Origin of the sequence: Novosphingobium rhizosphaerae, assembly GCF_050920675.1 — a bacterium.
Classification (GTDB): domain Bacteria; phylum Pseudomonadota; class Alphaproteobacteria; order Sphingomonadales; family Sphingomonadaceae; genus Novosphingobium; species Novosphingobium rhizosphaerae.
Genome location: NZ_CP137862.1, coordinates 614,174 through 634,640, shown reverse-complemented (window position 1 = coordinate 634,640; position 20,467 = coordinate 614,174). Strand labels below are relative to the sequence as shown.

The 20,467-nt window shown below is 66.9% G+C and carries 16 protein-coding genes; 8 read left to right on the top strand and 8 right to left on the bottom strand.

The window, feature by feature from the left end; translation table 11 throughout:
• Window positions 1-47 precede the first annotated feature (47 nt).
• A complete protein-coding gene (locus R9J51_RS22550; RefSeq protein ID WP_179562893.1) occupies window positions 48-974 on the top strand; it encodes a LysR family transcriptional regulator in 927 nt (308 codons plus the stop codon).
• 9 nt (window positions 975-983) lie between these two features.
• Here the strand turns inward: R9J51_RS22550 and R9J51_RS22545 are convergent, their stop codons facing one another.
• Genes R9J51_RS22545 through R9J51_RS22535 form a run of 3 tightly spaced genes read right to left on the bottom strand, consistent with a single transcriptional unit; the run spans window position 984 to window position 5,637 of the window.
• On the bottom strand, window positions 984-1,511 hold the full coding sequence (locus tag R9J51_RS22545) for a RidA family protein (RefSeq protein ID WP_179562895.1): 528 nt from the start codon (window positions 1,509-1,511) through the stop codon (window positions 984-986).
• A gap of 12 nt (window positions 1,512-1,523) precedes the next feature.
• The gene (locus R9J51_RS22540) at window positions 1,524-3,038 is read right to left on the bottom strand and encodes an FAD-dependent oxidoreductase (RefSeq protein WP_179562897.1); all 1,515 of its coding nucleotides are present in this window, start codon (window positions 3,036-3,038) and stop codon (window positions 1,524-1,526) included.
• Between the two features lie 22 nt (window positions 3,039-3,060).
• Window positions 3,061-5,637: a TonB-dependent receptor gene (locus tag R9J51_RS22535; RefSeq protein ID WP_179562899.1), complete on the bottom strand. Its 2,577-nt coding sequence runs from the start codon at window positions 5,635-5,637 to the stop codon at window positions 3,061-3,063.
• A gap of 422 nt (window positions 5,638-6,059) precedes the next feature.
• On the opposite strand from R9J51_RS22535, the gene R9J51_RS22530 reads away from it, so the two are divergent.
• The gene (locus R9J51_RS22530) at window positions 6,060-6,626 is read left to right on the top strand and encodes a hypothetical protein (protein ID WP_179562901.1); all 567 of its coding nucleotides are present in this window, start codon (window positions 6,060-6,062) and stop codon (window positions 6,624-6,626) included.
• Between the two features lie 53 nt (window positions 6,627-6,679).
• On the opposite strand, the gene R9J51_RS22525 is transcribed toward R9J51_RS22530, so the two are convergent.
• From R9J51_RS22525 to R9J51_RS22510, 4 genes are all read right to left on the bottom strand, one after another.
• Window positions 6,680-7,567 (bottom strand): hypothetical protein, encoded by an 888-nt coding sequence (locus R9J51_RS22525; RefSeq protein WP_179562903.1) that lies wholly within the window; start codon window positions 7,565-7,567, stop codon window positions 6,680-6,682.
• Window positions 7,564-8,583 carry an isopenicillin N synthase family oxygenase gene (locus R9J51_RS22520; RefSeq protein WP_179563105.1) on the bottom strand — a complete coding sequence of 340 codons (1,020 nt, stop codon included), beginning with the start codon at window positions 8,581-8,583 and terminating at the stop codon, window positions 7,564-7,566. The genes R9J51_RS22525 and R9J51_RS22520 overlap by 4 nt, the downstream gene beginning before the upstream one ends.
• Window positions 8,584-8,758: 175 nt before the next feature.
• Window positions 8,759-9,433, bottom strand: coding sequence for a TetR/AcrR family transcriptional regulator (locus R9J51_RS22515; RefSeq protein WP_168557199.1), 675 nt, complete (start codon window positions 9,431-9,433; stop codon window positions 8,759-8,761).
• Between the two features lie 127 nt (window positions 9,434-9,560).
• On the bottom strand, window positions 9,561-10,781 hold the full coding sequence (locus tag R9J51_RS22510; RefSeq protein WP_179562905.1) for an MFS transporter: 1,221 nt from the start codon (window positions 10,779-10,781) through the stop codon (window positions 9,561-9,563).
• A gap of 124 nt (window positions 10,782-10,905) precedes the next feature.
• Between R9J51_RS22510 and R9J51_RS22505 the strand changes: the two genes are divergently transcribed.
• From R9J51_RS22505 to R9J51_RS22480, 6 genes are all read left to right on the top strand, one after another.
• On the top strand, window positions 10,906-12,021 hold the full coding sequence (locus R9J51_RS22505; RefSeq protein WP_179562907.1) for a Gfo/Idh/MocA family protein: 1,116 nt from the start codon (window positions 10,906-10,908) through the stop codon (window positions 12,019-12,021).
• A 15-nt stretch (window positions 12,022-12,036) separates the two neighbouring features.
• A complete protein-coding gene (locus R9J51_RS22500; protein ID WP_168557196.1) occupies window positions 12,037-13,089 on the top strand; it encodes a sugar phosphate isomerase/epimerase family protein in 1,053 nt (350 codons plus the stop codon).
• 173 nt (window positions 13,090-13,262) lie between these two features.
• The gene (locus R9J51_RS22495; RefSeq protein WP_179562909.1) at window positions 13,263-14,840 is read left to right on the top strand and encodes a carboxylesterase family protein; all 1,578 of its coding nucleotides are present in this window, start codon (window positions 13,263-13,265) and stop codon (window positions 14,838-14,840) included.
• 47 nt (window positions 14,841-14,887) lie between these two features.
• On the top strand, window positions 14,888-15,532 hold the full coding sequence (locus R9J51_RS22490) for a gluconate 2-dehydrogenase subunit 3 family protein (RefSeq protein ID WP_179562911.1): 645 nt from the start codon (window positions 14,888-14,890) through the stop codon (window positions 15,530-15,532).
• Window positions 15,533-15,553: 21 nt separating this feature from the next.
• Window positions 15,554-17,239: a GMC family oxidoreductase gene (locus R9J51_RS22485; protein ID WP_179562913.1), complete on the top strand. Its 1,686-nt coding sequence runs from the start codon at window positions 15,554-15,556 to the stop codon at window positions 17,237-17,239.
• Between the two features lie 2 nt (window positions 17,240-17,241).
• On the top strand, window positions 17,242-18,657 hold the full coding sequence (locus R9J51_RS22480) for an MFS transporter (RefSeq protein ID WP_432788048.1): 1,416 nt from the start codon (window positions 17,242-17,244) through the stop codon (window positions 18,655-18,657).
• A 52-nt stretch (window positions 18,658-18,709) separates the two neighbouring features.
• Here the strand turns inward: R9J51_RS22480 and R9J51_RS22475 are convergent, their stop codons facing one another.
• Window positions 18,710-20,218 (bottom strand): GH39 family glycosyl hydrolase, encoded by a 1,509-nt coding sequence (locus R9J51_RS22475; protein ID WP_432788083.1) that lies wholly within the window; start codon window positions 20,216-20,218, stop codon window positions 18,710-18,712.
• Between the last annotated feature and the right edge of the window lie 249 nt (window positions 20,219-20,467).

The window sequence follows — 20,467 nt, the reverse complement described above, 5'->3', positions numbered from 1 at the left end:
TCCCCGTTGCATTGCCGCAGGCGAGGCGATGACCTAGGCTGGGGCACATGCCCGATCTGCCCAATCCCAACTTTGCCGCCCAGGTGGATTGGAACCTGCTGCGTCTCTTTGTCGAAATCGCGAAGGCTGGCGGCATCGGCGCGGCCGCGCGGCGGCTTAACAAGCAGCAACCCACGATCAGCGCGGCGCTCAAACGCCTGGAAGACCATGCCGGGACGCGCCTGCTGCATCGCGGCGTGAGCGGCGTGGAGCTGACCGCGGCCGGGCGCGCGCTCTACCTGCTGTGCGAAGACATGGCCGAGGCTGCGCGCGCCGCGCCGCACCGGATCGCCCAGGCGCTGCAACAGGTGAGCGGGCTTGCCCGCATCCAGGTGGTGTCGTCGATCGTATCGGATGAATTCGACGCGGCGATTGCCAGCCTGCACGCGCGCCATCCCGCCATCCGCATCGAGATCCGCGTTTCCCCCTGGCGCGAAGTGCTCGACGTGCTGGAGCGGGGCGAGGCCGAACTGGGCGTGGGCACCGACAGCGGCGTGCGCGCGGGGCTGACCTACGAACCATTGTTCACCGAAACCCAGCAACTCTATTGCGCGCGCAGCAGCCCGCTGTTCGGCACGCGGATCGCCACCATGGCCAGCCTGCGCGACGAGGGCTTCGTGCTGACCGGCCATGACGAAGTGGAGACGATCACCCGCCTGCGCCAGCGCTATCGCCTGGGCACGGTGGTGACGGGCCTGGCCGAAGACCTGCACGAAGCGCAGCGGCTGATTCGCCTGGGCACCGGCATCGGCTTCCTGCCCACGCTTGCCGCCGCGCCCGTGGTGAAGGCGGGCGAGCTGTGGCCGCTGCTGCCCGAAGACATCGCCCCGTCCTATCCGATGTACCTGCTCACCCGCCAGGCGCCCGAGCGCGGCACTCCCGCGCAACTTTTCCTGGACGAGATCACGCGGCACTTGCGCGGCCGGGAGGGATAAGGGGCCGCTTTACCGGACTTTGGCGGCCACTGCCTCCACTTCGACCAGGAAGCCCGGATTGGCCAGCGCCGCCACTTGCACGGTGGTGCGCGCCACCTTGTTGGGCTGTTCGGGCGTGCCGAAGAACTGGGCATAGGCCTGCGAGAACCCGGCAAAGTCCAGCTTGCCGCCCTTGGCCGGATCACCCACCAGATAGACGGTAAGCTTGACCGCATCGCCCAGCGCGAAACCTTGCGCCTTGAGCGCGGTGTCGATCTTGCGAAACACGCCCAGCGCTTGGGTACGGGTATCGCCATAGGCGGCAATGCTGGCCGGATCGGCCGTGGTGTCGTTGACCGGGGGCACCTGGCCGCTCAGCAGCAGGGTCTGTGCGCCGGCGGGCACGGTCACGCCCACCAGGATCGGGGCTGCCGGATCGGGGGCGGGATGGCGCACGATCGGCGCGGCGGTGGCGGTGGCGGCATGGGCCGGTTGCCACCCCAGCAAGGCCAGCGCGGGCAGGGCGATGGCGCGGCGCAAGGCTGAAATCTTGGGCATCGGGTATTCTCCTCAACGAACGTGGGACAGCGAGGGCACCAGCAGGCTCACGGCGCGGCGGGCGGAAAGAACCGCGCCTTCCTGCCAGTGGCCGCTATAGGCAGACAGGTGGCTGCCGGCGAAAACGAAGGGCCCGTCGCCCTGGTTCAAGCGGTCGAGCGTGGCCGGATCGTTGCCATCCTGGCCCCACTCGATCCACGGGCCAAGGCTGAACGGCTGCTTGCCCCAGTTGATTACCACCGGGTTGGCCAAGTCGGCGCCATGGCCGGGGTGCACTTTGTCCACCGCCGCGCGAGCCAGCGCCACCTGCTGGTCCAGCGGCCGCGCGGCAAAGGCCTTCGCCCCGGCGGGCGTTGCGGTATAGGCAGCCAGCAGAACCTGGCGTGGCGCCTGGAAGCGGTCTGACGGGTACCAGATCACCCCGGTTTCCCCGCCCACGAACGAAAGCCCGCCATAGATCTGGTCCGCTTCCCAGAACGGCGCGCTTTCGAACGCCACTTTCACCGAATCCGCCAGCCGCGCGCTGGCAATGGCCGCGGTGGTTGGCGCAGCAAAATCCGACGGGATGCCCGCCAGTATCGGCAGCGGCAGGGTAATCACGGCGCGATCGGCGATCGTTGCCTGCGGCTGCCCCGCGGCATTGCGCCATTCGATCCGCACGCCCTCGCCCTCGCGGCGGATCGCGGTGACGCGCGCACCGGTCACGACGGGCCGACGCAGCGCTGCGGCCAGCGCCTTGGGAAAGGCATCCATCCCGCCGCGCGGCGCCAGCATGGTGGCCTGCATCAGGATATCGTCATCGAACAGGATGAACGGCAGGGCGGGGTGGGCGAGGATATCGTCCAGGCTGCGCGGCGCCACGGCGCGTTGCAGATCGCGCGGCGTGGCGCCGGGCGGGCTGGCCAGGCCCGCACGCGGGCTGCCGTGAAACTGCCCGTCGGCGCCCAGATCGCCATAAACCGCCAGAAACTTGGCCAGCGCCTGGCGGGTGGACGCATCGAGTTCCACATCGAACGTGCCCTTGCGCAGCGCTTCCTGCAGCAATTGCGAGAGATAGCCGCGCAAGTCATAGCTGGCCTCGCGCAGGCGCAGCGTGCCGTGCTCGTCCGACAGGAATGCGCTGCGGCTGGCATTGACCAGCGGTTCCACCGGCACGCCCAGTTCGCGGATAAGGCCCAGCACGCCTTCGTGATGGCTGGGCAGGCGGGCGGCGCCCGCGTTCTGGTAGAGGCCGGGGGAAAAACCCACTGTCTGGGTCACGCCCTCGGTGTCGGTAAAGTGATCGCCGCCGCGCACGGTCCAGACGCGGCCGCCCACGCGTTGGCGCGCTTCCAGCACGGTGACGGTGGCGCCCTGCCGCTCCAGCTCGCGCGCGGCGACAAGGCCGGCGATCCCTGCGCCCAGCACCACCACGCGGGCGCGGCTGGTGCCGCCCGATGGCAGGGGTTTGGCCAGGCTGCGGGCGGGAAGGCCCAACGTGACGGTGGCCGCACCCAACGCGGTCAACAAGGATCGCCGATCGATCATGGTGTGCTCCTTCCGGGCCGGATCAGAACGAGAGCGTCACGCGGGCGTAGTAATACCCACCGTTGATGCCCCAAGGCGCGAGCGAGGACGGCCGATCGTAGACGTTGCTGCCATCGGCCGGTTGCAGGGCCCCGTTGTTGTTGACGTTGGGAACCGTGGTGGCCTTGTGGTTAAGCACGTTGTTGGCGCCCAGATCGAGGCGGAAGGCCGGCGTGACTTTCCAACCCAGGTTCACGTCGGTGATCAGCGTGGTCGGCGTGCCGATCACGGTGTTGCCGGAGCCGGTGCCATCCAGGCTCACGTGCTGGCGCGTGATGCCGTAGAGCGTCTCGCGCAGGTTGAACGACAGCGGCCCGTGGGTGACCAGCGCGCCGGCGATCAGCTTGACGCGCGGCGTTGCGGTGGTGAGCGCGTCCGTGGCGTTGCGGGTCAGCAGGGTCGTCTGCCCGAATGCGGCATTATAAACCGCCGAAGGCAGGCTGGAGACGCGGGTAACCTTGGTCTGGTTGTAGTTGAAGCCCAGGCTCCAGTCGACGCGGTCGCCACTGCCGAAGCGGCTGCTGGCCGTCAGCGTTGCTTCCACCCCACGCGTGCGGGTATCCGCGCCGTTGGTGAACAGGTTGAGGCCGAAGAAGCTGTATCCGCTGGCCGCCACCACTGCCGGGTCGGTGCTCGAAATCAGGCCCCGCGCCGCAAGCGTGGAAAGCACGGCGGACGAAACCACGCCATTGCTGCCAAAGCCGCTCGAATAGCCCACGATCCCGCCCGAGGCGACGATGCGGTTGGTGATCTTGATCTGGTAGGCATCCACCGTCAGCTGCAGGCTGCCGCCGGGATGGGCGACGAAGCCGGCCGAAAAGTTGGTCGATTTTTCCGGCTTGAGCTTGCCAAAGCCCAGCGCGGCCACGGCGGGCGAATTGGGCGCGAGCTGGGCATAGATCGAATTGGGGCTGACGTTGGTGGAGGAATAGTATTCCTCTGCCAGGGTCGGCGCGCGAAAGCCGTTGGAAACCGTGCCGCGCAGGGCAAAGGCCGGGCTGAAATCATAGCGTGCGGTGGCCTTGCCCGTCCACACCGATCCGAAATCGGAATAGTGTTCATAGCGGCCTGCTAGATCGAGGTGCAGGCCCGACACCGGATCGAGCGCCGCGTCGATATAGCCGGCCCAGGTCTTGCGGCCGTTGACCCCGGCATCGCTCGGGCCAAAGCCGGGATAGGCGGCCGGCCCGCCGTTGTAGTAGGAGCCCAGCTCGCCGTTCTGGATGCCATAGTGGCCAACGCGGTATTGCGCGCCCAGCGAAAGCGTCAGCGGCTTTGCCAGGCCGAGCGGAATGTCCCGCGTGGCCCCCAGGTCTGCCACCCACTCGCTGTTGGTCAGGGTGCCATCGTAATAGTCGGTCTGCGGGCGCACTGCGGTGGTGCTGGCCTTCTGCACCGGCAGCCACGTGGCGGCATTGATCGAATCCCGCGTGTAGAGCGCATCGGCCACGCGGCCATACGTGAGAGAGCCATCCCACTGCCAGCCGCCCAGATCGCCCGAAAGCCCGGTGGTGAGCGAGAAGTCTTCCTCGTCCAGCGCGATGCGCGGGGTAAAGCCATTGGGGAAGGGCACCACCGTGTTGCCGTTGGCATCGGTGCCGGTATAGCGGCTGGGCGCGCGATAGTTCTGCCGCGCCGATGCGGTGCGCCGGCCATAGCTGCCAAAGGCATAGGCGTGCACATTGTCGCTCACGTCATAGCCGGCGTTGAACGCCAGGTTCCAGATCTGGTAGCGCGCATCGCCGAGGATGCGGTTGACATAGGGATAGTTCGCCGCCCCCTTGATCCCGTTGGCGTTGAGCGCGCTCAGGCTGCTGCGCAGCGTGCCATCGGTGTTGAAGAAGCGGTAATCGTAAGTCCCGCGCTGGGTATAATCGTGAAAGCGGTATTCGCCGGTCAGGTTGAGGAAGCCGCGATCGCCCAACTTGAACCCCTTGTTGAAGCTGCCCTCGAACGTCTTGCCGTCACCTTTGTAATACTGCCCGCCGGTCAGCGAGAGCTGCCCGCCATGATCGTCGTTGCGCAAGATGATATTGACCACGCCGGCGATCGCGTCAGACCCGTATTGCGCCGCCGCGCCATCCTGCAGGACTTCCACGCGACCGATCGAACCGGTGGGAATGAAGCTCAGGTCCGTGGTGGCCGCGCCCGAATAGGGGCTGCCGCCCAAGACGGCCAGGTTGGCGGTGAAGTGGCGGCGCTTGCCATTGACCAGAACCAGCGTGTCGTTGGGGCTGATGCCGCGCAAGGCCACGTTGAGCGTGAGATTGGCCGCGTCGCCGCCGAACGATTGCGTGCCCAGGCTGGGCAGGCTTTGTCCCAGAACCTGGCGCAGATCGCGCTGCCCGACATTTTCGATGGTGCTGGCGCCCAGGATCTGAATCGGCGCGGCGCTGTCGGCAGCGCGGGTGCCGGTGGTGCGCGTGCCGGTCACGATGATGTCGGTGGCCGTGGCTGGCGCCGTGTCAGGCTCGGCAGCGGGCGCGGGCGGTGTTGCGGCAAAGGCAGCAGCGGGTAGCGCCAGCATCAGGGCCGACGCGGCGAGCAAAGCGGATTTCATGGAATTCCCCCCATGGCAAGAAATGCCGCGCTGCGGTTCGGGCCTTTGGCCAGGCAGCGCGTGAGGGCTCGCTAGGCAATAAACTCTACCGATTGAATTGAGAATGTCTCGTTCATTGTTTGCCCGCAACGATATGTTGCGCAGCGCAAATAGGTGCGGGCTGCGCGGTGCCGTTGCTGCGGGCTGCGGCATTGCCGATGCTCATAGCTGCCCGCTTCGCCTGCGTGCTGCGCGAGGCTGGCTTGAGAGAGTTCAATCGCGCTATCAGCAACGCTCGTCATTGGGCCTGCCGGGCGGCGCGCGCTGGCCGATCCGGGCATCGCGCAGGCAGTCACGCCTCGTCGCGCGGCGCCACATGCTTCATCGCGCGTTCAGCCAGACGGCGGAAATTTGGGCGCGGACAAGCACAAGGAGCGACATCCATGACAGGATTCCCCAAGTTTGTGATCGGTGCCGCCGCGCTTACGCTGGCAGGGGCCTGCGCCGCCCAGGCGGCCACGGCCGATGTGCATACCATGCTGGTCAACCTCCCCGATGGCTCGGTGGCGCAAGTGCAATATCAGGGCGCGGTGCCGCCGCGCGTTGCGGTTCAGCCGGTGGCGCTGGCCGATCCATTCGCCCAGATGGATATGATTTCGGCAATGATGGACCAGCAGGCGGCTGCGATGATGCAGCAGGTTGCCTTGATGCAGCGTGCCGCCATGGCCAATGCCGCCGCCGCGCCAGCGGGCGCCGCACCCGGCGTGACCGTGGCTGGCATGGGCAATCTGCCCAAGGGCGTGCACATGACCTATGTTTCGTCCACCACCGACGCATCGGGCTGCACCCGCACGGTATCCTACAGTTCCGAGGGCGGCGCCGATGCCGCGCCGCGCGTGACGCAGGCCGCGTCCGACGCCTGCAGCGCGGTCAAGCCCAACACCCAGGCTGTGCCGGCCAAGGCAGAGGCACCCGCCGCGCCGGCCGCAACCGTCGGCCAGAAAGTGTAACGGCGCCGGCGGCACGGGGGAGCGCCTTTTGGCGCCCCGTGCCGCCCGTGTGTCTACATCGCGACCCGCGCATGCCGCACCAGGTGCGCGCGTTCCGCTTCCAGCCAGGTGAGCGCATCGGGCGCGGCGGACGTGCATGTGGCGAAAGCGAAATCCGGTTCGAACACGTCGATGGTGTAAAACCGCGTCCAGCGCGCGCCATCGATCGCGCATTCCTGGGTGACGGTGCCATCGGGCAGGAGCGTGAACGGGCCTGGCGCGATCGGCTTGCCCCGCCGCGCGGGCTGGGTGCTGTGGGTCACGATCTCGCTGCCCAATGCCACCGACACTTCATAGCTTTCGATCGCCGCAGCGCTGGCGCACCCGTTGGCAATTGCCTGCTCCAGGCTTTCCGTGCCGGCCAAGGCTGCATCATCGGCCGGCAGGCGTGAGCGCGCGAGGGCGATGTGCGCGCCCGCCATGATCAGCCCGCCGTCCATCGCGTGCCGGGCGCCCGTGGCCTCCTCGCGCATCGCCGTGAGCCGCAGGCCAAGCAGCGGGCCCTGCGTGCTTTGCTGGCGCCAATCCTCGACATAGGCACCCGAAGGCGCGAATTCGAGCACGCTGTTGCCGATGAACGCCAGGCGGGCCGGCTCGGGCCACTGGTTGCGCGGCTGATAGCTGCGCGCGATCGACCATGACAGTTCAGCGCGGCGCTCGTCCCATAGCGTATCCCCCACCCAGCCTTGCCGATCGGAAACGGCCGTCTGGTCAAGGCCCGGCAAGCGCAAGTCCAGCGTGAAGCTGCGCGATTGGAACCAGTAGACCGGCGTCGTCTCGTCGGTCAGCCCGGTGCAGAACGTGATGCTCTTGCGCCGGAATGCGCCGAGCAGATGGCGGGGAAACGCCAGGTCCCCCAGCGGACGGGGTGGCAGGACGGCCAGCAACTGGTCGAGCGTCATGGTCGTGCCCCGGCCTCGCGCTGGCCAAAGGAATCAAGCGGCACGGGATCGTTCAGCACCAGTTCGCCGCGCGCGATGCGCGCCTTGAGATAGGCAAAGGTCTGCGCGGTCTGGTTGAACAAGTGTTCGCCGCCCTTGATCGGGCGATAGTGCGACGCCTGCTGTCCCGCCGGCCCCACGACCAGCGGCGCGATGACATGGTCATAGTCGCACGAGAAGAACAGCGGGAAGGAATAGCGCTCCTGCGCCACTTTCTTCACCCGGTGCTTGGTGGCGAGGTAGCGGCCGTTGGACAGGATTTCCATCATGTCGCCCACGTTCATGATCAAGGCGCCGTCCACCAGCGGCACGTCCACCCAGTTGCCCTGCTTGTCCACCACTTGCAGGCCCGGCGCGGTCACGTGCAGCAGGGTAAAGCATTCATAGTCGGTGTGGGCGCCGATGCCGGGGCGATCCTGCGCATCGGCATCGTGGGGGTAGTGGATCAGCCGCAACTGGCTGGGCGGATGGCGCAGGTGGGCGTCGAAATGGCTTTCCGCCAGCCCCAGCGCCAGGGCAAAGGCGCGGAACAATTGGTGGCCGATGCCGGTCAGGTGTTGGTACCAGGCCTGCACGTCCTCGCGAAAGCCGGGCATCGGCGGCCACAGGTTGGGCCCCAGCAGCGGGCGACGGCCGTGCGCGTGGGCATAGTCCACGTTGATGTCATAGGCTTCCTTGAGATCGGGCGTGCCGCTGCCGAATTGTTCTTCGCCCACCGGCACATAGCCGCTGTGGTTTTCGGACAGGCCGATGTAGCTGGCCATCTTAGCCGCCTGGTCTTGCGCGAAGTAGGCCTTGGCGCGCGCCACCACACGGTCGCGCAATGCCGTGTCGATCTGGGCCCCGGTGACATAGAGAAACCCGGCGTCGACACAGGCGCGGTCCAGCTCATCGGCCACGGCCAGGCGGTCTTCGCGCCGCGCGCTTTGCAGGCGGGTGATATCGACGAGCGGAAGAACATGGGTGGGCGTGACCATGCCGCCATAGTGACAAGCCCGCGCCCGCCGCGCCACCCCGCAAACGACGATAACGGTCATCAATGCAGTCTATGCCCCCGGGCCGGATCGGACGCGCCGTCTGGATCGGGTTTCGAGGGCAAGCAGTGCCCGCGCGCAAGCGCTGAATGCGGGTCTTTCGGGGCGGCCTGGTGGTTCAGGGCGCCTGGAAATAGGCGGCGCACATGCGCGCCAGTTCGCCCTTGAGCACGTTCCAGTCGTAATTGGTGACCGACTCGCTGCTCGATCCCAGGCTGAGCTGGCGGGCGAGGGTTGCAAAGATGATATGGTGCGCCGACGAGGCGGCGAGTTCGGGATCCGCGCCACCGAATTCGTCGCGATAGGTCATGAACGCGGCCACGGCCTTGTCCACCGCGCGCAACGCCGCCTGCTTGCCCAAGGCTGAAATCTGCGGGTCCTGCTCGGCGCGCATCATGGTCAGGCGCAAGAGCGGGGCGTTGACGCGGAGCACTTCGGAATAGGCCTCGACATAACGAGGCACGAATTCGGCAAGGTTGGCGCAGGACGCGGCCAGCGCCGCGTGCATCGCGTTCTCCTCGCGCGCCAGGTTCTGCGTGGCCTGAAGCAGCACCGCACGCACCAGGCTGTCCTTGTTTTCAAAGCGCAGATAGATCGAGCCGATCGACACTTTGCCGCGGCTGCTCACTTCCTGAAGCGTGAAATCTTCGCTGCCGCGTTCCAGCATCAGTTCGCGCGCAGTGGCCAGCATGCGTTCGAGCGAAGCCTTGCTGCGGCCCTGCAAAGGCGCGCGGCTCAGGCCTTCGAGCGTGAATTCCTGGGCGTCCGCCGGGACGGACGTTTCTTGCGACATCAAGGCAACCCTATGCTGGCGCCAGCCGGAACGGCGGGTGCGTGTTGCGGTGCCATATCGTCATTTGTTGCGCCCGCCAACCGGCCAGTCATCATTGCGTCACACGCCCGGTGCCCCAGCCTTGGCGTCATGCCGGGGCAAGCACGGCCTTGTGGCGCAGCGCAATCGCGCCGCCGGCCAAGGCCGCTGCCAGGGCGACGACGCCGGCCGCCAGGAAAGCGCCCTGCATCGAACCCAGGTGCCGCGCCACCAGCCCGACCAGGACCGGCGAGACCGCTTGGCCCAGGAAGAAGCAGCTTGTCCACACCCCCATGCCGCGCCCGCGGTGGCGGAACGAGAACTTGCTTTGCGCCCAGGCGATCAGGGCGGGTACCGCCATGCCGGCACCGGTCTGCTGGATGACCAGCGCCACCTGCATCTGCAGCACGCTGTGCGCCAGGCCAATGCCGGCCAGGCCCAGGCCGAACAGCAGCAGGAACGTGGCGATCTGCGCGGCATTGCTGAAACGCGAAACAATGCGGAAGACCACGGCGCCGGCAAGGATGAAGAAGCTGGGGATGAACGTGGCCTTGCTCACCGCCATGGGATCGGTCACGCCCATTTCGGCCCAGGCGATGCTGCCATTGACGATGAACACATAATAGAGAACCGACGAAAACAGTGTCAGCCCGCCCACCAGGAACGCCATGCCCAGCGGGAAGCGATCAGCCTGCGTCGGCGGGGTCACCGTGCCGGGCGTGGCCAGCGCGGCTGGTTCAGGCTGGCGGGGTTCGTAGATGAAGGCATACATCGCCGCAAAGATCGGCAGCGCCACCAGGTAGACCAGGAAGCTGCCGTTCCAGCGCCAGGCCGCCACCGCCGCGACCAGCAGGAAGACGAGCGATTGGAACAGCGGACCCACCATGCCTTGCAGCATCAGCCAGGTGCGGCGTTCGCGGTCTTCCCAATAATCGGCGATCAGGGTGTTGACGATGGTGAGGATGCCGGCCTCGCAAACCCCCAGCAAAAGGCGCGAGGCGAAGATGACATCGAGGTTTTCGAGGAAGAACGGCGCCGTGCCCACGATCCCGTAGAAGAATGTGCAGGCCAGCAGCAGTGGGCGGCGGCCGAAACGATCGACGAACAGGCCGGCGAACGGCGCCAGCACGGCGATGGCATAGCCTGGCGCGGTAACCATGGCCGGCACGCGAATCGCGGCATCGGGCACGTCCTTGAAATGGCCGATCATTGCCGCCACCACCGGGAACATGGCGATGATGGCGAAAACCGGCAGGAAGCCGGCCACGATCATCGTCAGACCTTGCGGTTTGAGCGTGAGCGAGGCGTAAAACTTGCGGACGAGCTGCATGCAAAATTCTCCCGTCGGGGCCGTTCGGGCGCGACCATTCCTGCTTGACGGCGCTCGCCCTATCAAACTAGAATCGGTATTACAAACGAAACCGCGTGGGGAGAGTGACTTGCGGCGTCTGAGAATGGCTATGATCGGCGGCGGGCCTGGTGCTTTCATCGGCCCGGTGCATCGCTATGCGGCGGAAATGGATCGGGAAATCGAGCTGGTCGCCGGCGTGTTTTCCAGCGATGCGGCGCGCGGCCAGGCGGCGGCGGCAAGCTATCGCATCGATTCTGCGCGGGCCTATCCCACGCTTGAGGCGATGTTCGCGGCCGAACGTGCGCGGCCTGATGGCATCGATTTCGTTTCGATCGTCTCGCCCAATCACCACCATCTGCCCGCTGCCCGCGCCGCGCTGGCGGCCGGTGTTCCGGTGATGACCGACAAGCCGCTGACCGCGACCCTGGCCGAAGCGCAGGAACTGGCCGGGCTGGTTGCGGCCGCGGGCCTGCCCTTTGGCGTGACCTATACTTATTCGGGCTATCCCCTGGTGCGTGAGGCGCGGGCACGCGTTGCCGCCGGCGCGCTGGGCACGGTGCGCAAGATCGTGGTGGAATATCCCCAAGGCTGGCTGGCTGGAGAAGCGACGGGCAAGCAGGCGCAGTGGCGCGTCGACCCCGCGCGCGCGGGGCTGGGCGGGTGCATCGGCGACATCGGCGTTCACGCATTTCAACTGGCTGAATTCATCAGCGGGCTGAAAGTGACCGAACTGCTGGCCGATCTGGCCGCCGTGGTGCCCGGCCGCACGCTCGACGATGATTGCACGGTGCTGCTGCGTTTCGACAACGGCGCGCGCGGCGTCCTGCTGGCCAGCCAGATCGAAGTGGGCGAACGCAATGGTCTGCGCATTCGGCTCTATGGCGACAAGGGTGGCCTGACCTGGCGCCAGGAAACGCCCAATGTCTTGGAATACAACACCATTGACGGGCGCAGCGAAGTGATCCACGCCGGAAGCGGTCAGCTCGGCCCGGATGCCGTGGCGCGCACGCGCACACCGGCCGGCCACCCCGAAGGATACCTGGAAGCCTTTGCCAACCTCTACCGCGATTTTGCCGCCTTGTTGCGCGGCGAGGCAGCGCCGCTGCTGCCGGGCGTGGCAGAGGGCTTGCGCGGCATGGCGTTCATCGCCACCGCCGTGGCGGCCAGCCGCGAAGGCGCCGGATGGGTGCCCCTGAGGGCTTTGAAATCGACCGTTTGAAGGAGCCGAACAGCCATGAAGACCATTCAGGGGCCGGGCATTTTCCTGGCCCAGTTCGCCGGCGATGCCGCCCCGTTCAACAGCCTGGATGCCATCGGCAGCTATATGGCCGGCCTGGGCTACAAGGGCGTGCAGATCCCCAGCTGGGACAAGCGCCTGTTCGATCTTGACCTGGCAGCGGAAAGCCAGACCTATTGCGATGAGGTGAAGGGCCTGCTCGCCGACAAGGGCCTGGCGATCACCGAACTTTCCACCCACCTGCAAGGGCAGTTGGTGGCGGTGCATCCGGCATTCGACGCGCAGTTCGATGCCTTTGCCCCGGCGCAGGTTCACGGCAACCCGGCCGCGCGCCAGGCCTGGGCGGTGGAGCAGGTGAAGAAGGCGGCGGTTGCCAGCCGGCGCTTGGGCCTGAGCGCCCATGCCACGTTTTCCGGCGCGCTGGCCTGGCCCTATTTCTATCCCTGGCCGGCGCGGCCCGCGGGCCTGGTGGAAGACGCGTTTGACGAACTGGCGCGGCGGTGGAAGCCGATCCTGGACGTGTTCGACGAAAACGGCGTGGACGCGGCCTATGAAATCCACCCCGGCGAAGACCTGCACGACGGCGCGACCTTCGAGATGTTCCTGGAACGCGTGGGCAACCATCCGCGCGCCAACATTCTCTACGATCCCAGCCACTTCGTTCTGCAATGCCTGGATTACCTGGCCTATATCGACATCTATCACGAGCGGATCAAATGCTTCCACGTGAAGGATGCCGAGTTTCGCCCCAACGGGCGCAGCGGCGTTTATGGCGGGTACCAGAGCTGGGTTGATCGGCCCGGCCGGTTTCGCAGCCTGGGCGATGGGCAGGTGGATTTCCCGGCGATCTTTTCCAAGATGGCGCAATACGACTTCCCCGGCTGGGCAGTGCTGGAATGGGAATGCGCGCTCAAGCATCCCGAGCAGGGTGCGGCCGAGGGCGCCCCGTTCATTGCCCGGCACATCATTCGCGTCACCGAGCACGCGTTTGACGACTTTGCCGCCGGTGGCGCCGACCGCGCGCTCAACCGCAAGCTGATGGGCATCTGACCTTCATTCCGGCTCGCCGTGGCGCTGCCTGCCAGCCGCGCCACGGCGATCCGGTTCCGTAGATTGCCGGGCGATTGCGCCGCATTCGCGGCCAATAGCGTTTTGCCGGCTTGACCTATTTTAGAACCATTATATTGATTACGATAAATCAAACCGACGCGGGAGAATGCCTCATGGCCATCAAGCAACCAGCCGCCGTGCTGCTTGCAGCGCTTGCGCTTGGCATTCCCGGTGTTGCAGCGGCCGGCCCCGCGCCACTCGTGCGCACGGCACAGGGCCTGGCGGCGGGCACGGCGAGCCGCGGCGTGGAAGCATGGTTGGGGCTGCCTTATGCGCAAGGCCCGGTCGGCGCGCTGCGCTGGCAAGAGCCGCGCCCGGCACCGGCCTGGCAGGGCGTGCGCGATGCCAGCCGCTTTGGCCCCTCGTGCTATCAGGCGCAGGCCGGCGCCTGGGGCCCTTATACCGCCGAATTCCTGGCGCCGCCGCCTTTTTCCGAAGATTGCCTGACCGCCAACGTGTGGAAACCGGCGGGCCCGGCGCATGGCTTGCCGGTGCTGGTGTTCATCCATGGCGGCGGGTTCAGCGGGGGTGGCGCCACCGTGCCGGTCTATGACGGGGCAGCCTTGGCGGCGCGGCAGGCCGTGGTGGTCACCATCCAGTATCGCGTGGGCGTGTTCGGGTTCCTCGCCCATCCGGCGCTGCGCGGGCCAGGGCAATCGGGTGCCTCGGGCAATTATGGCCTGGAAGACCAGATTGCCGCGCTGCGCTGGATCAAGGCCAATATTGCCCGCTTTGGCGGCGATCCGGCCAACGTGACGATCGCGGGTGAATCCGCCGGCGCCGAATCGGTCGTGGCGCTGATCGTGTCGCCCCGCGCCAAGGGCCTGTTCGCCAAGGCCATGGCGCTGAGCGGCGCGAGCATGGCGGTGGACGTGCCCAGCCTAGCGCAGGGCGATGCCGAAGGTCAGGCGCTTGGCGCGCGGCTGCAGGCCGCAGACGCGGCAGCGCTGCGCGCGGTTGCGGCGGCAGACCTGGTGGAGGCGACCAAGGTGGTTCCCGGTGGCAGCGGCCCGCCACGCCTGGTCTACGTGCCCCACGTTGATGGTGCGTTCCTGCCGCATGATCCGGTCCGCGCGGCGATGCCGGTGGCCAGCCCGGTCCCGTTGCTGACGGGCTTCAACGGCGCCGAGATGATCGACCCGTCGATCCGCACGCCCGCCGCGTTCGAAGCGGCGGTGCGAGGGCGTTATGGCAATTTTGCCGATCGGCTGCTTGCGCTCTATCCCCATGCCGATGCGGCGCAGGCCCAGCAATCCAACCTGCTGATCGCGCGCGACCGTTATATGACCGGGCTGCTGCTCTGGGCCAGGGCTCGCGCGCAGGCGGGCCAGCGGGTCTATGCCTATCTTTACGACCATGCCTATCCGCCCGCGCCGGGCGGGGCATCGTTCGGCGCGTTCCATTCCTCGCAACTGCCTTATCTGTTTGGCACGTTGGGGCAGGGCGGGCGCCAGTTCACCGCGCGCGATGCGGCGGTCAGCCGGCAATGGCAGGACCACGTGCTGGCGTTTCTGCGCAGCGGCAACCCGGCCGGCCGCGGTGCGCCCTGGCCGGCGATGGCGGCGGACGGTTCTGGCGCGGTGATGTGGCTGGGTGACAAGCCGGGCCTGGCACCGGCGGTATCCACCCCGGCACGGCAGGCGGCCTTTGCCGCCTATGCCGCGGCCGGTGGCAATCTGGGGCTGATGTAATGGCATTCCGCGACGAAGCTGATCGGCACGAGGCAAAGCGAGGTAACATGGCAGACAAGACCGCCGGTGCATGGCAGCGCCGCGAATTCATGGCCGGGTTGGCGCTGTTCGGCGCGGCCCTTGGGGCCTCGCTCGCCCCGGCCGACGAAGCGCTGGCCGCCGCGCGGCGCAAGGCGGCGCGGCTGGCCCCGCACCAGGCGTTGATGCGTGATGTTGCCCAACTGGTCATCCCGCGCACGGGCACGGCCGGGGCCGGTGAAGTGGGGGCGGGCACGTTTGTGCTGCTCGCGCTCGACCACGGGCTGGACGGCACGCGCAAGCCGCTGGCCGATGCGCTGCGCGCTGATCCGGCGGTCGCGGCCTTTGCCCGTCCCGATGGCAGCCTCGATCACGCGAGCTGGCTGGCCGCCGAACTTGCCAAGCGCGCCGGGCGTCCGTTTGCCGTGGCAACGCCCGCGCAACGCCAGTCCGCGCTGGCCGCACTCGATCACGATGCCTTTGCCAAGGTGCCTGCTGCGCAGCCCTGGCACCCGATCAAGAACCTTATCCTGACCGGTTACTACACCAGCGAGATCGGCGGTTCCAAGGAACTCAACTACGAACTCGTGCCCGGCCGGTGGGACCCCGACGTGCCGGTCACCCCCACCACGCGCAGCTATTCCAGCGACTGGACGGCCATCGATTTCGGCTGATTTGCGGACAGGATGTTTCCCATGGATTTCGATGCGATTGTGGTTGGCTCGGGCATCAGCGGTGGCTGGGCGGCCAAGGAATTGACCAAGGCTGGGCTCAAAGTGCTGATGATCGAGCGGGGCCGCGAGATCCGCCATCAGCAGGACTATGATACGGAAATGAAAGCGCCCTGGGAAATGCCGTTCCGGGGCGAGGGCGATGCCGCGCTCTATGAACGGGAATATCCCGTGCAGATGCTCAATCGCCATTTCAACGAATTCACCCAGGGCCACTTCGTCAACGACGCGCAGAACCCCTATCAGACCACGCCCGAAACGCAGTTTACCTGGTTCCGCAGCTATCAGCTGGGCGGCCGCTCGCTCACCTGGGGCCGGCAGTGCTATCGCTGGTCGGACTATGACTTTGCCGCCAATGCGCGCGATGGCCACGGCACCGACTGGCCGATCCGCTATGCCGACCTGGCCCCATGGTACGACAAGGTGGAAAGCTTCGTCGGCGTCTCGGGTGCCAAGGAAGGCCTCAAGCAATTGCCTGACGGGCAATTCCAGCCGCCCATGGCGCTCAACGTGGTGGAGCAGCACACGCGCGAAGCGATTGCGGCGCGCTGGCCCGATCGCTGCCTTACCGTGGGACGCACCGCGAACCTGACCCAGGCCAAGGAAGAAGAAGGCCGGGCGCCGTGCCAGTATCGCTCGATCTGCGCGCGCGGGTGTTCCTATGGCGCCTATTTCTCCACGCAGTCGAGCACTTTGCCGGCCGCCATGGCCACCGGCAACCTGACCGTGATTACCGATGCCGTGGTCGAAGCGGTGGACTATGACCCGGCCACGCGCCGGGCCACCGGGGTGCGCTACATCGACACCAAGACCCGCACCCGCAAGAGCGCCACCGCGCGGCTGGTCTTCCTGAACGCCGGGGCGTTCAATTCGGTGCACGTGTTGCTCAATTCCGCCACCGAGGCGATGCCACAGGGCCTGGCCAATTCCAGCGGCGTGCTGGGCACGCACATCATGGACCATGCCAACACGCTTTCGGCAGCGGCGATCATGCCCGGCTTCGACGCGCATACCTCGTTCGGCAACCGGCCGACCGGCATTGTCATTCCGCGGTATCGCAACATGGAAACGCTCGACGGCGTCGGCCACACGCGCGGCTTTTCGTTCCAGGGCGGCGCGTTGCAAAGCACCTGGACGCAGGGCAAGCGGATGGAAGGGATCGGTGCGGACTACAAGAACACGCTGCACCGTCCCGGCCCGTGGCGCATGGTGCTGGTGGCCTTTGCCGATTGCGTGCCGCGCGCCAGCAATCGCCTGACGCTCGATCGCAGCAAGACCGATGCCAACGGCCTGCCGCAGCTCAAGATCGAGTTCGCCTTTGGCGCGGAGGAACACGCCGCACTTGCCCAGGCCAAGGCCGAGGCAGCCGAAATGCTCACCGCTGCGGGCGGGCAGGTCATCATGGGCTTTGACCGGCCGGGTGCGGGCGGCACCGCGATCCACGAGATGGGCGGCGCGCGCATGGGCAACGATCCGGCCACCAGCGTGCTCAACAAGTGGAGCCAGGCGCACGATGTGGCCAACCTGTTCGTCACTGATGGCGCGCAGATGAGTTCGTCGGCGTGCCAGAACCCGTCGCTCACCTACATGGCCTTGACTGCACGCGCCGCCGATGCGGCCGTGGACATGCTGCGTGAAGGCAAGATCTGAGCGTGCCAAAGTCCACCGGTCGAGACCCGCAAAGCCTGACGCATCGCCAGAAAACCTTCGCGTTGATCACCCTGATCACGGCGCTGGTGCTCGAAATCGTCGACATGACGATCGTGAACACCGCGCTGCCGGCGATCAAGGCCAGCCTGGGCGCGGATGCCCAGGCATCGCAATGGATCGTGGCGGGCTATTCCCTGGCCTTTGCCGTGCTGCTCATGGCCGGTGGCCGCCTGGGCGATACTTTCGGCTATCGCCGCATGTTCCTGATCGGGGTGACGGGTTTCACCCTTGCTTCGGCGGCCTGCGGGCTGGCCACGACCGGCACGGCGCTGGTGGCAGCGCGGCTGCTGCAGGGCGCGACGGGGGCGGTGATGGCGCCCCAGGCGATGGCCATGGTCCAGGTCATGTTCTCCCCGCTCGAACGCGTTTCACGCATGGCGTTGTTCGGCGTGATCGGCGGCCTGGCAGCGATCGCCGGCCCGGTGCTGGGCGGCATCCTGATCGAGGCCAACCTGTTCGAACTTGGCTGGCGCGCGGTGTTCCTGATCAACCTGCCGGTGGGGATCGGCGCGGTGATCGCCGGCCTGGTGCTTTTGCCCGAGGCCCGATCGAGCCGGCCGGCCGGCTATGACCTGCTCGGCATGGCATGGTTCGGCCTGGCCATGGCGGCGCTGTTGCAACCGCTGATCGGCGCGGCCGAAAGCGGCCATAGCGGGGTGAACCTGTGGCCGCTGCTCGCCGTGATACCTTTGGGGATCATGGCCTGGCGCCACGCCGGGCGGCGCGTGCGCGAGGGGCGCCCGGCGCTGTTCGATCCGGCCTTGTTCAACATTGCCAGTTTCCGGCTGGGGCTGGCGCTGGCAATCGTGTTCGGCGGGGTGGGATCGGGCTTCCTGCTGGTCTTTGCCTTTGCCTGCCAGGCAGAGCGCGGCCAGACGCCGCTGTTCACCGGCTTGCTGCACATGCCCTATGGCCTGGGCGCGATGTTCGGCATCGGGGTGATGAGCCGCAACCTTCTGCCAAGGCTGGGCCGCTGGGTGCTGGTGCTGGGCGCGGCGACGATGCTGCCCGCCACTGCGCTGGTGCTGTGGGGCATTACCGTTGCACACCTGCCATGGCTGCTGGTGGTGCTGGCGCTGATGATGGCGGGCGCGGGCATGGGCATGACATCGGGCTGCGTTGGGCCCGTGGTGGTTTCACGCGTGGATCGTGACCACGCCGGGGCGGCCAGTGCCCTGCTCAAGACCAGCCAGCAATTCGGTGCGGCGCTGGGCGTTGCGCTGGTGGGCAGCCTCTATTTCGCCAGCGGCGCACGCGATTATCCGTTTCCGGCGATGGCCGCGCTGGCGGCGATCGTCGTGCTGCTGGGCCTGTGCATCGCGATTGCCTGGCGGCTGCCGCACAAGCTGTTTGATTGAAGCAGCGGGCGGGGGCGCCGCTGCGCCACCCGCCCGCTGGTGAGAACCGGGCCTAGCCCTGGGGTTCGAGCGTGGCGAGCGCCACGTCGTTGCTGTGCATCGGCACTTCGCGCACGAAGGCGCCATCGCTGCCAACGGTGACCATCTCGCTCGCTTCCGGCTTGTCTTGTGCCTGGGCCTGAAGGCTGGCCAACTGCGCCGGGGTGAGCTGTTCCGGGGCCCCCATGTCGATATAGGCGGAATAGGCATCGTTGGCGCGATAGCCGGTGCGATGCAGGGTATAGCGATAACGACCCGGCTTGAGGTGGTTGAACGCCAGGCGCACCGGCGCGACCGGCGCATTGGGCACCAGCTTGCCAAAGAAGCTGCGGTTGCTGGTGGGCTGGTCCGGCTGCCGGAAATCCCACACCAGCGCGGTGATCTTGCGGCCATCGCTGGCGATCCTGCTTTGCCCGTCGGCCGACGGCACGCGATGGCCCTGCAGGGCATGGAGATACTTGTAGGCGAACCACGCGGGCTTGCGGATGCCGTCCTTGGTCATCAGGCCAAAACCGCCGTGGAATTCGGTCGTCGGCGGGCCGGGTTCCTCGAACAGATCGGAATAGACCCAATAACTCATCCCTTGCGCCGCGCCTTCCACGGCTTTTAGCTTGGACAGGATATAGGGCGCGCTGACATAGGAATCGTGCACCAGGTCGCGCGGGGTATAGCTGGTGCTCCATTCGGTGAAATAGAGCGGCAGGCCAGGGAAGGGCGAAGCCTCGATCTGCTGGCGCACGCGCAGCACGTCACCCGTGATCGCCTGCGCCGACGGATCGAGCTTGGTATCGTCCTTGCCCATTTCATCGAGGAAACCGCCGTTCACGCCATAGGTGTGCGTGGTGACGAAATCGATCGCGCCGCCCTTGGCCTTCACATAGGCGAGCAGTTCGGGCACCCACGCCGCGCCTGCCGTCGAAGGACCGCCCACGCGCAGCTGCGGGTCGATCGCCTTGATGGTTTGTGCCGTTTGCAGATAGAGGTCGAAATAGGCCGGTTGATCGGCTTTTTCCCAGAAGCCGGCCAAGTTGGGCTCGTTCCACACTTCGAAAAACCACTGCCGCACTTCCTCCCGGCCATAGCGCGCAATCGCATGGCGCACGAAGGCGTCGACCAGATCGCGCCACGGCCCCGGCTGAGGGTGCGAGGTGTTGCCCTTCCAATAGAAGATCGTCTGGTCCGAGGTCTTGATCGCATCGGGGGTGAAGCCGAGTTCGACGAAGGGGCGCAAGTGCCGCGCCTTGAGATCGTCGTAGAGTGCGTCGATCGCGGTCCAGTCATAGACGATCTTGCCGTTAACGCGCTTTACCGTGCCCAGCGCATCGTGGAAGATGTCGTGAAAGCGGATGGTGCGGAAGCCCAGTTCGTCGCTCGCGATCTTGAGCTGCGCCATGTTTTCCGGGCGGCGCAGCGTGCCGGGGTAGTCCGACCCGATCGAGAGATCGAAGAAGCGATCGATCGGCCCGCCATCGCGCGCCGCATCGATGGCGATCTGGCGCACGGCCGGCGGCCCGTCCGGCACGGCATTGGCCTGCGGTGCGCCCGGCGCGGGCAGCGGCTTGTTGGCCGGCATGCCGACGACCAGGCCGCGCCCGTGGGGCGCGAGGTAGAGCGTGCCGGGATCGAGCATGTCGCCCGCGATCGCGCGCAGCGTGCCGAACTGCTGGTCTGCGCTGTTGATCCGCACCCAGTTGGCGCCGGCATCGTCGGACCGCCACAGCCCTTCCTGGCCCATGACCTTGCCCCACAGGAACACCGCCGGGTAGCCATC

Excerpts from the sequence above, each read along its gene's own strand:
- R9J51_RS22485 (WP_179562913.1), top strand. The coding sequence starts at position 15,554 with ATGGATTTCGATGCGATTGTGGTTGGCTCGGGCATCAGCGGTGGCTGG.
- R9J51_RS22545 (WP_179562895.1), bottom strand. The coding sequence starts at position 1,511 with ATGCCCAAGATTTCAGCCTTGCGCCGCGCCATCGCCCTGCCCGCGCTG.
- R9J51_RS22500 (WP_168557196.1), top strand. The coding sequence starts at position 12,037 with ATGAAGACCATTCAGGGGCCGGGCATTTTCCTGGCCCAGTTCGCCGGC.
- R9J51_RS22505 (WP_179562907.1), top strand. The coding sequence starts at position 10,906 with ATGGCTATGATCGGCGGCGGGCCTGGTGCTTTCATCGGCCCGGTGCAT.
- R9J51_RS22515 (WP_168557199.1), bottom strand. The coding sequence starts at position 9,433 with ATGTCGCAAGAAACGTCCGTCCCGGCGGACGCCCAGGAATTCACGCTC.
- R9J51_RS22490 (WP_179562911.1), top strand. The coding sequence starts at position 14,888 with ATGGCAGACAAGACCGCCGGTGCATGGCAGCGCCGCGAATTCATGGCC.
- R9J51_RS22540 (WP_179562897.1), bottom strand. The coding sequence starts at position 3,038 with ATGATCGATCGGCGATCCTTGTTGACCGCGTTGGGTGCGGCCACCGTC.
- R9J51_RS22535 (WP_179562899.1), bottom strand. The coding sequence starts at position 5,637 with ATGAAATCCGCTTTGCTCGCCGCGTCGGCCCTGATGCTGGCGCTACCC.
- R9J51_RS22525 (WP_179562903.1), bottom strand. The coding sequence starts at position 7,567 with ATGACGCTCGACCAGTTGCTGGCCGTCCTGCCACCCCGTCCGCTGGGG.
- R9J51_RS22510 (WP_179562905.1), bottom strand. The coding sequence starts at position 10,781 with ATGCAGCTCGTCCGCAAGTTTTACGCCTCGCTCACGCTCAAACCGCAA.
- R9J51_RS22550 (WP_179562893.1), top strand. The coding sequence starts at position 48 with ATGCCCGATCTGCCCAATCCCAACTTTGCCGCCCAGGTGGATTGGAAC.
- R9J51_RS22495 (WP_179562909.1), top strand. The coding sequence starts at position 13,263 with ATGGCCATCAAGCAACCAGCCGCCGTGCTGCTTGCAGCGCTTGCGCTT.
- R9J51_RS22530 (WP_179562901.1), top strand. The coding sequence starts at position 6,060 with ATGACAGGATTCCCCAAGTTTGTGATCGGTGCCGCCGCGCTTACGCTG.
- R9J51_RS22520 (WP_179563105.1), bottom strand. The coding sequence starts at position 8,583 with ATGGTCACGCCCACCCATGTTCTTCCGCTCGTCGATATCACCCGCCTG.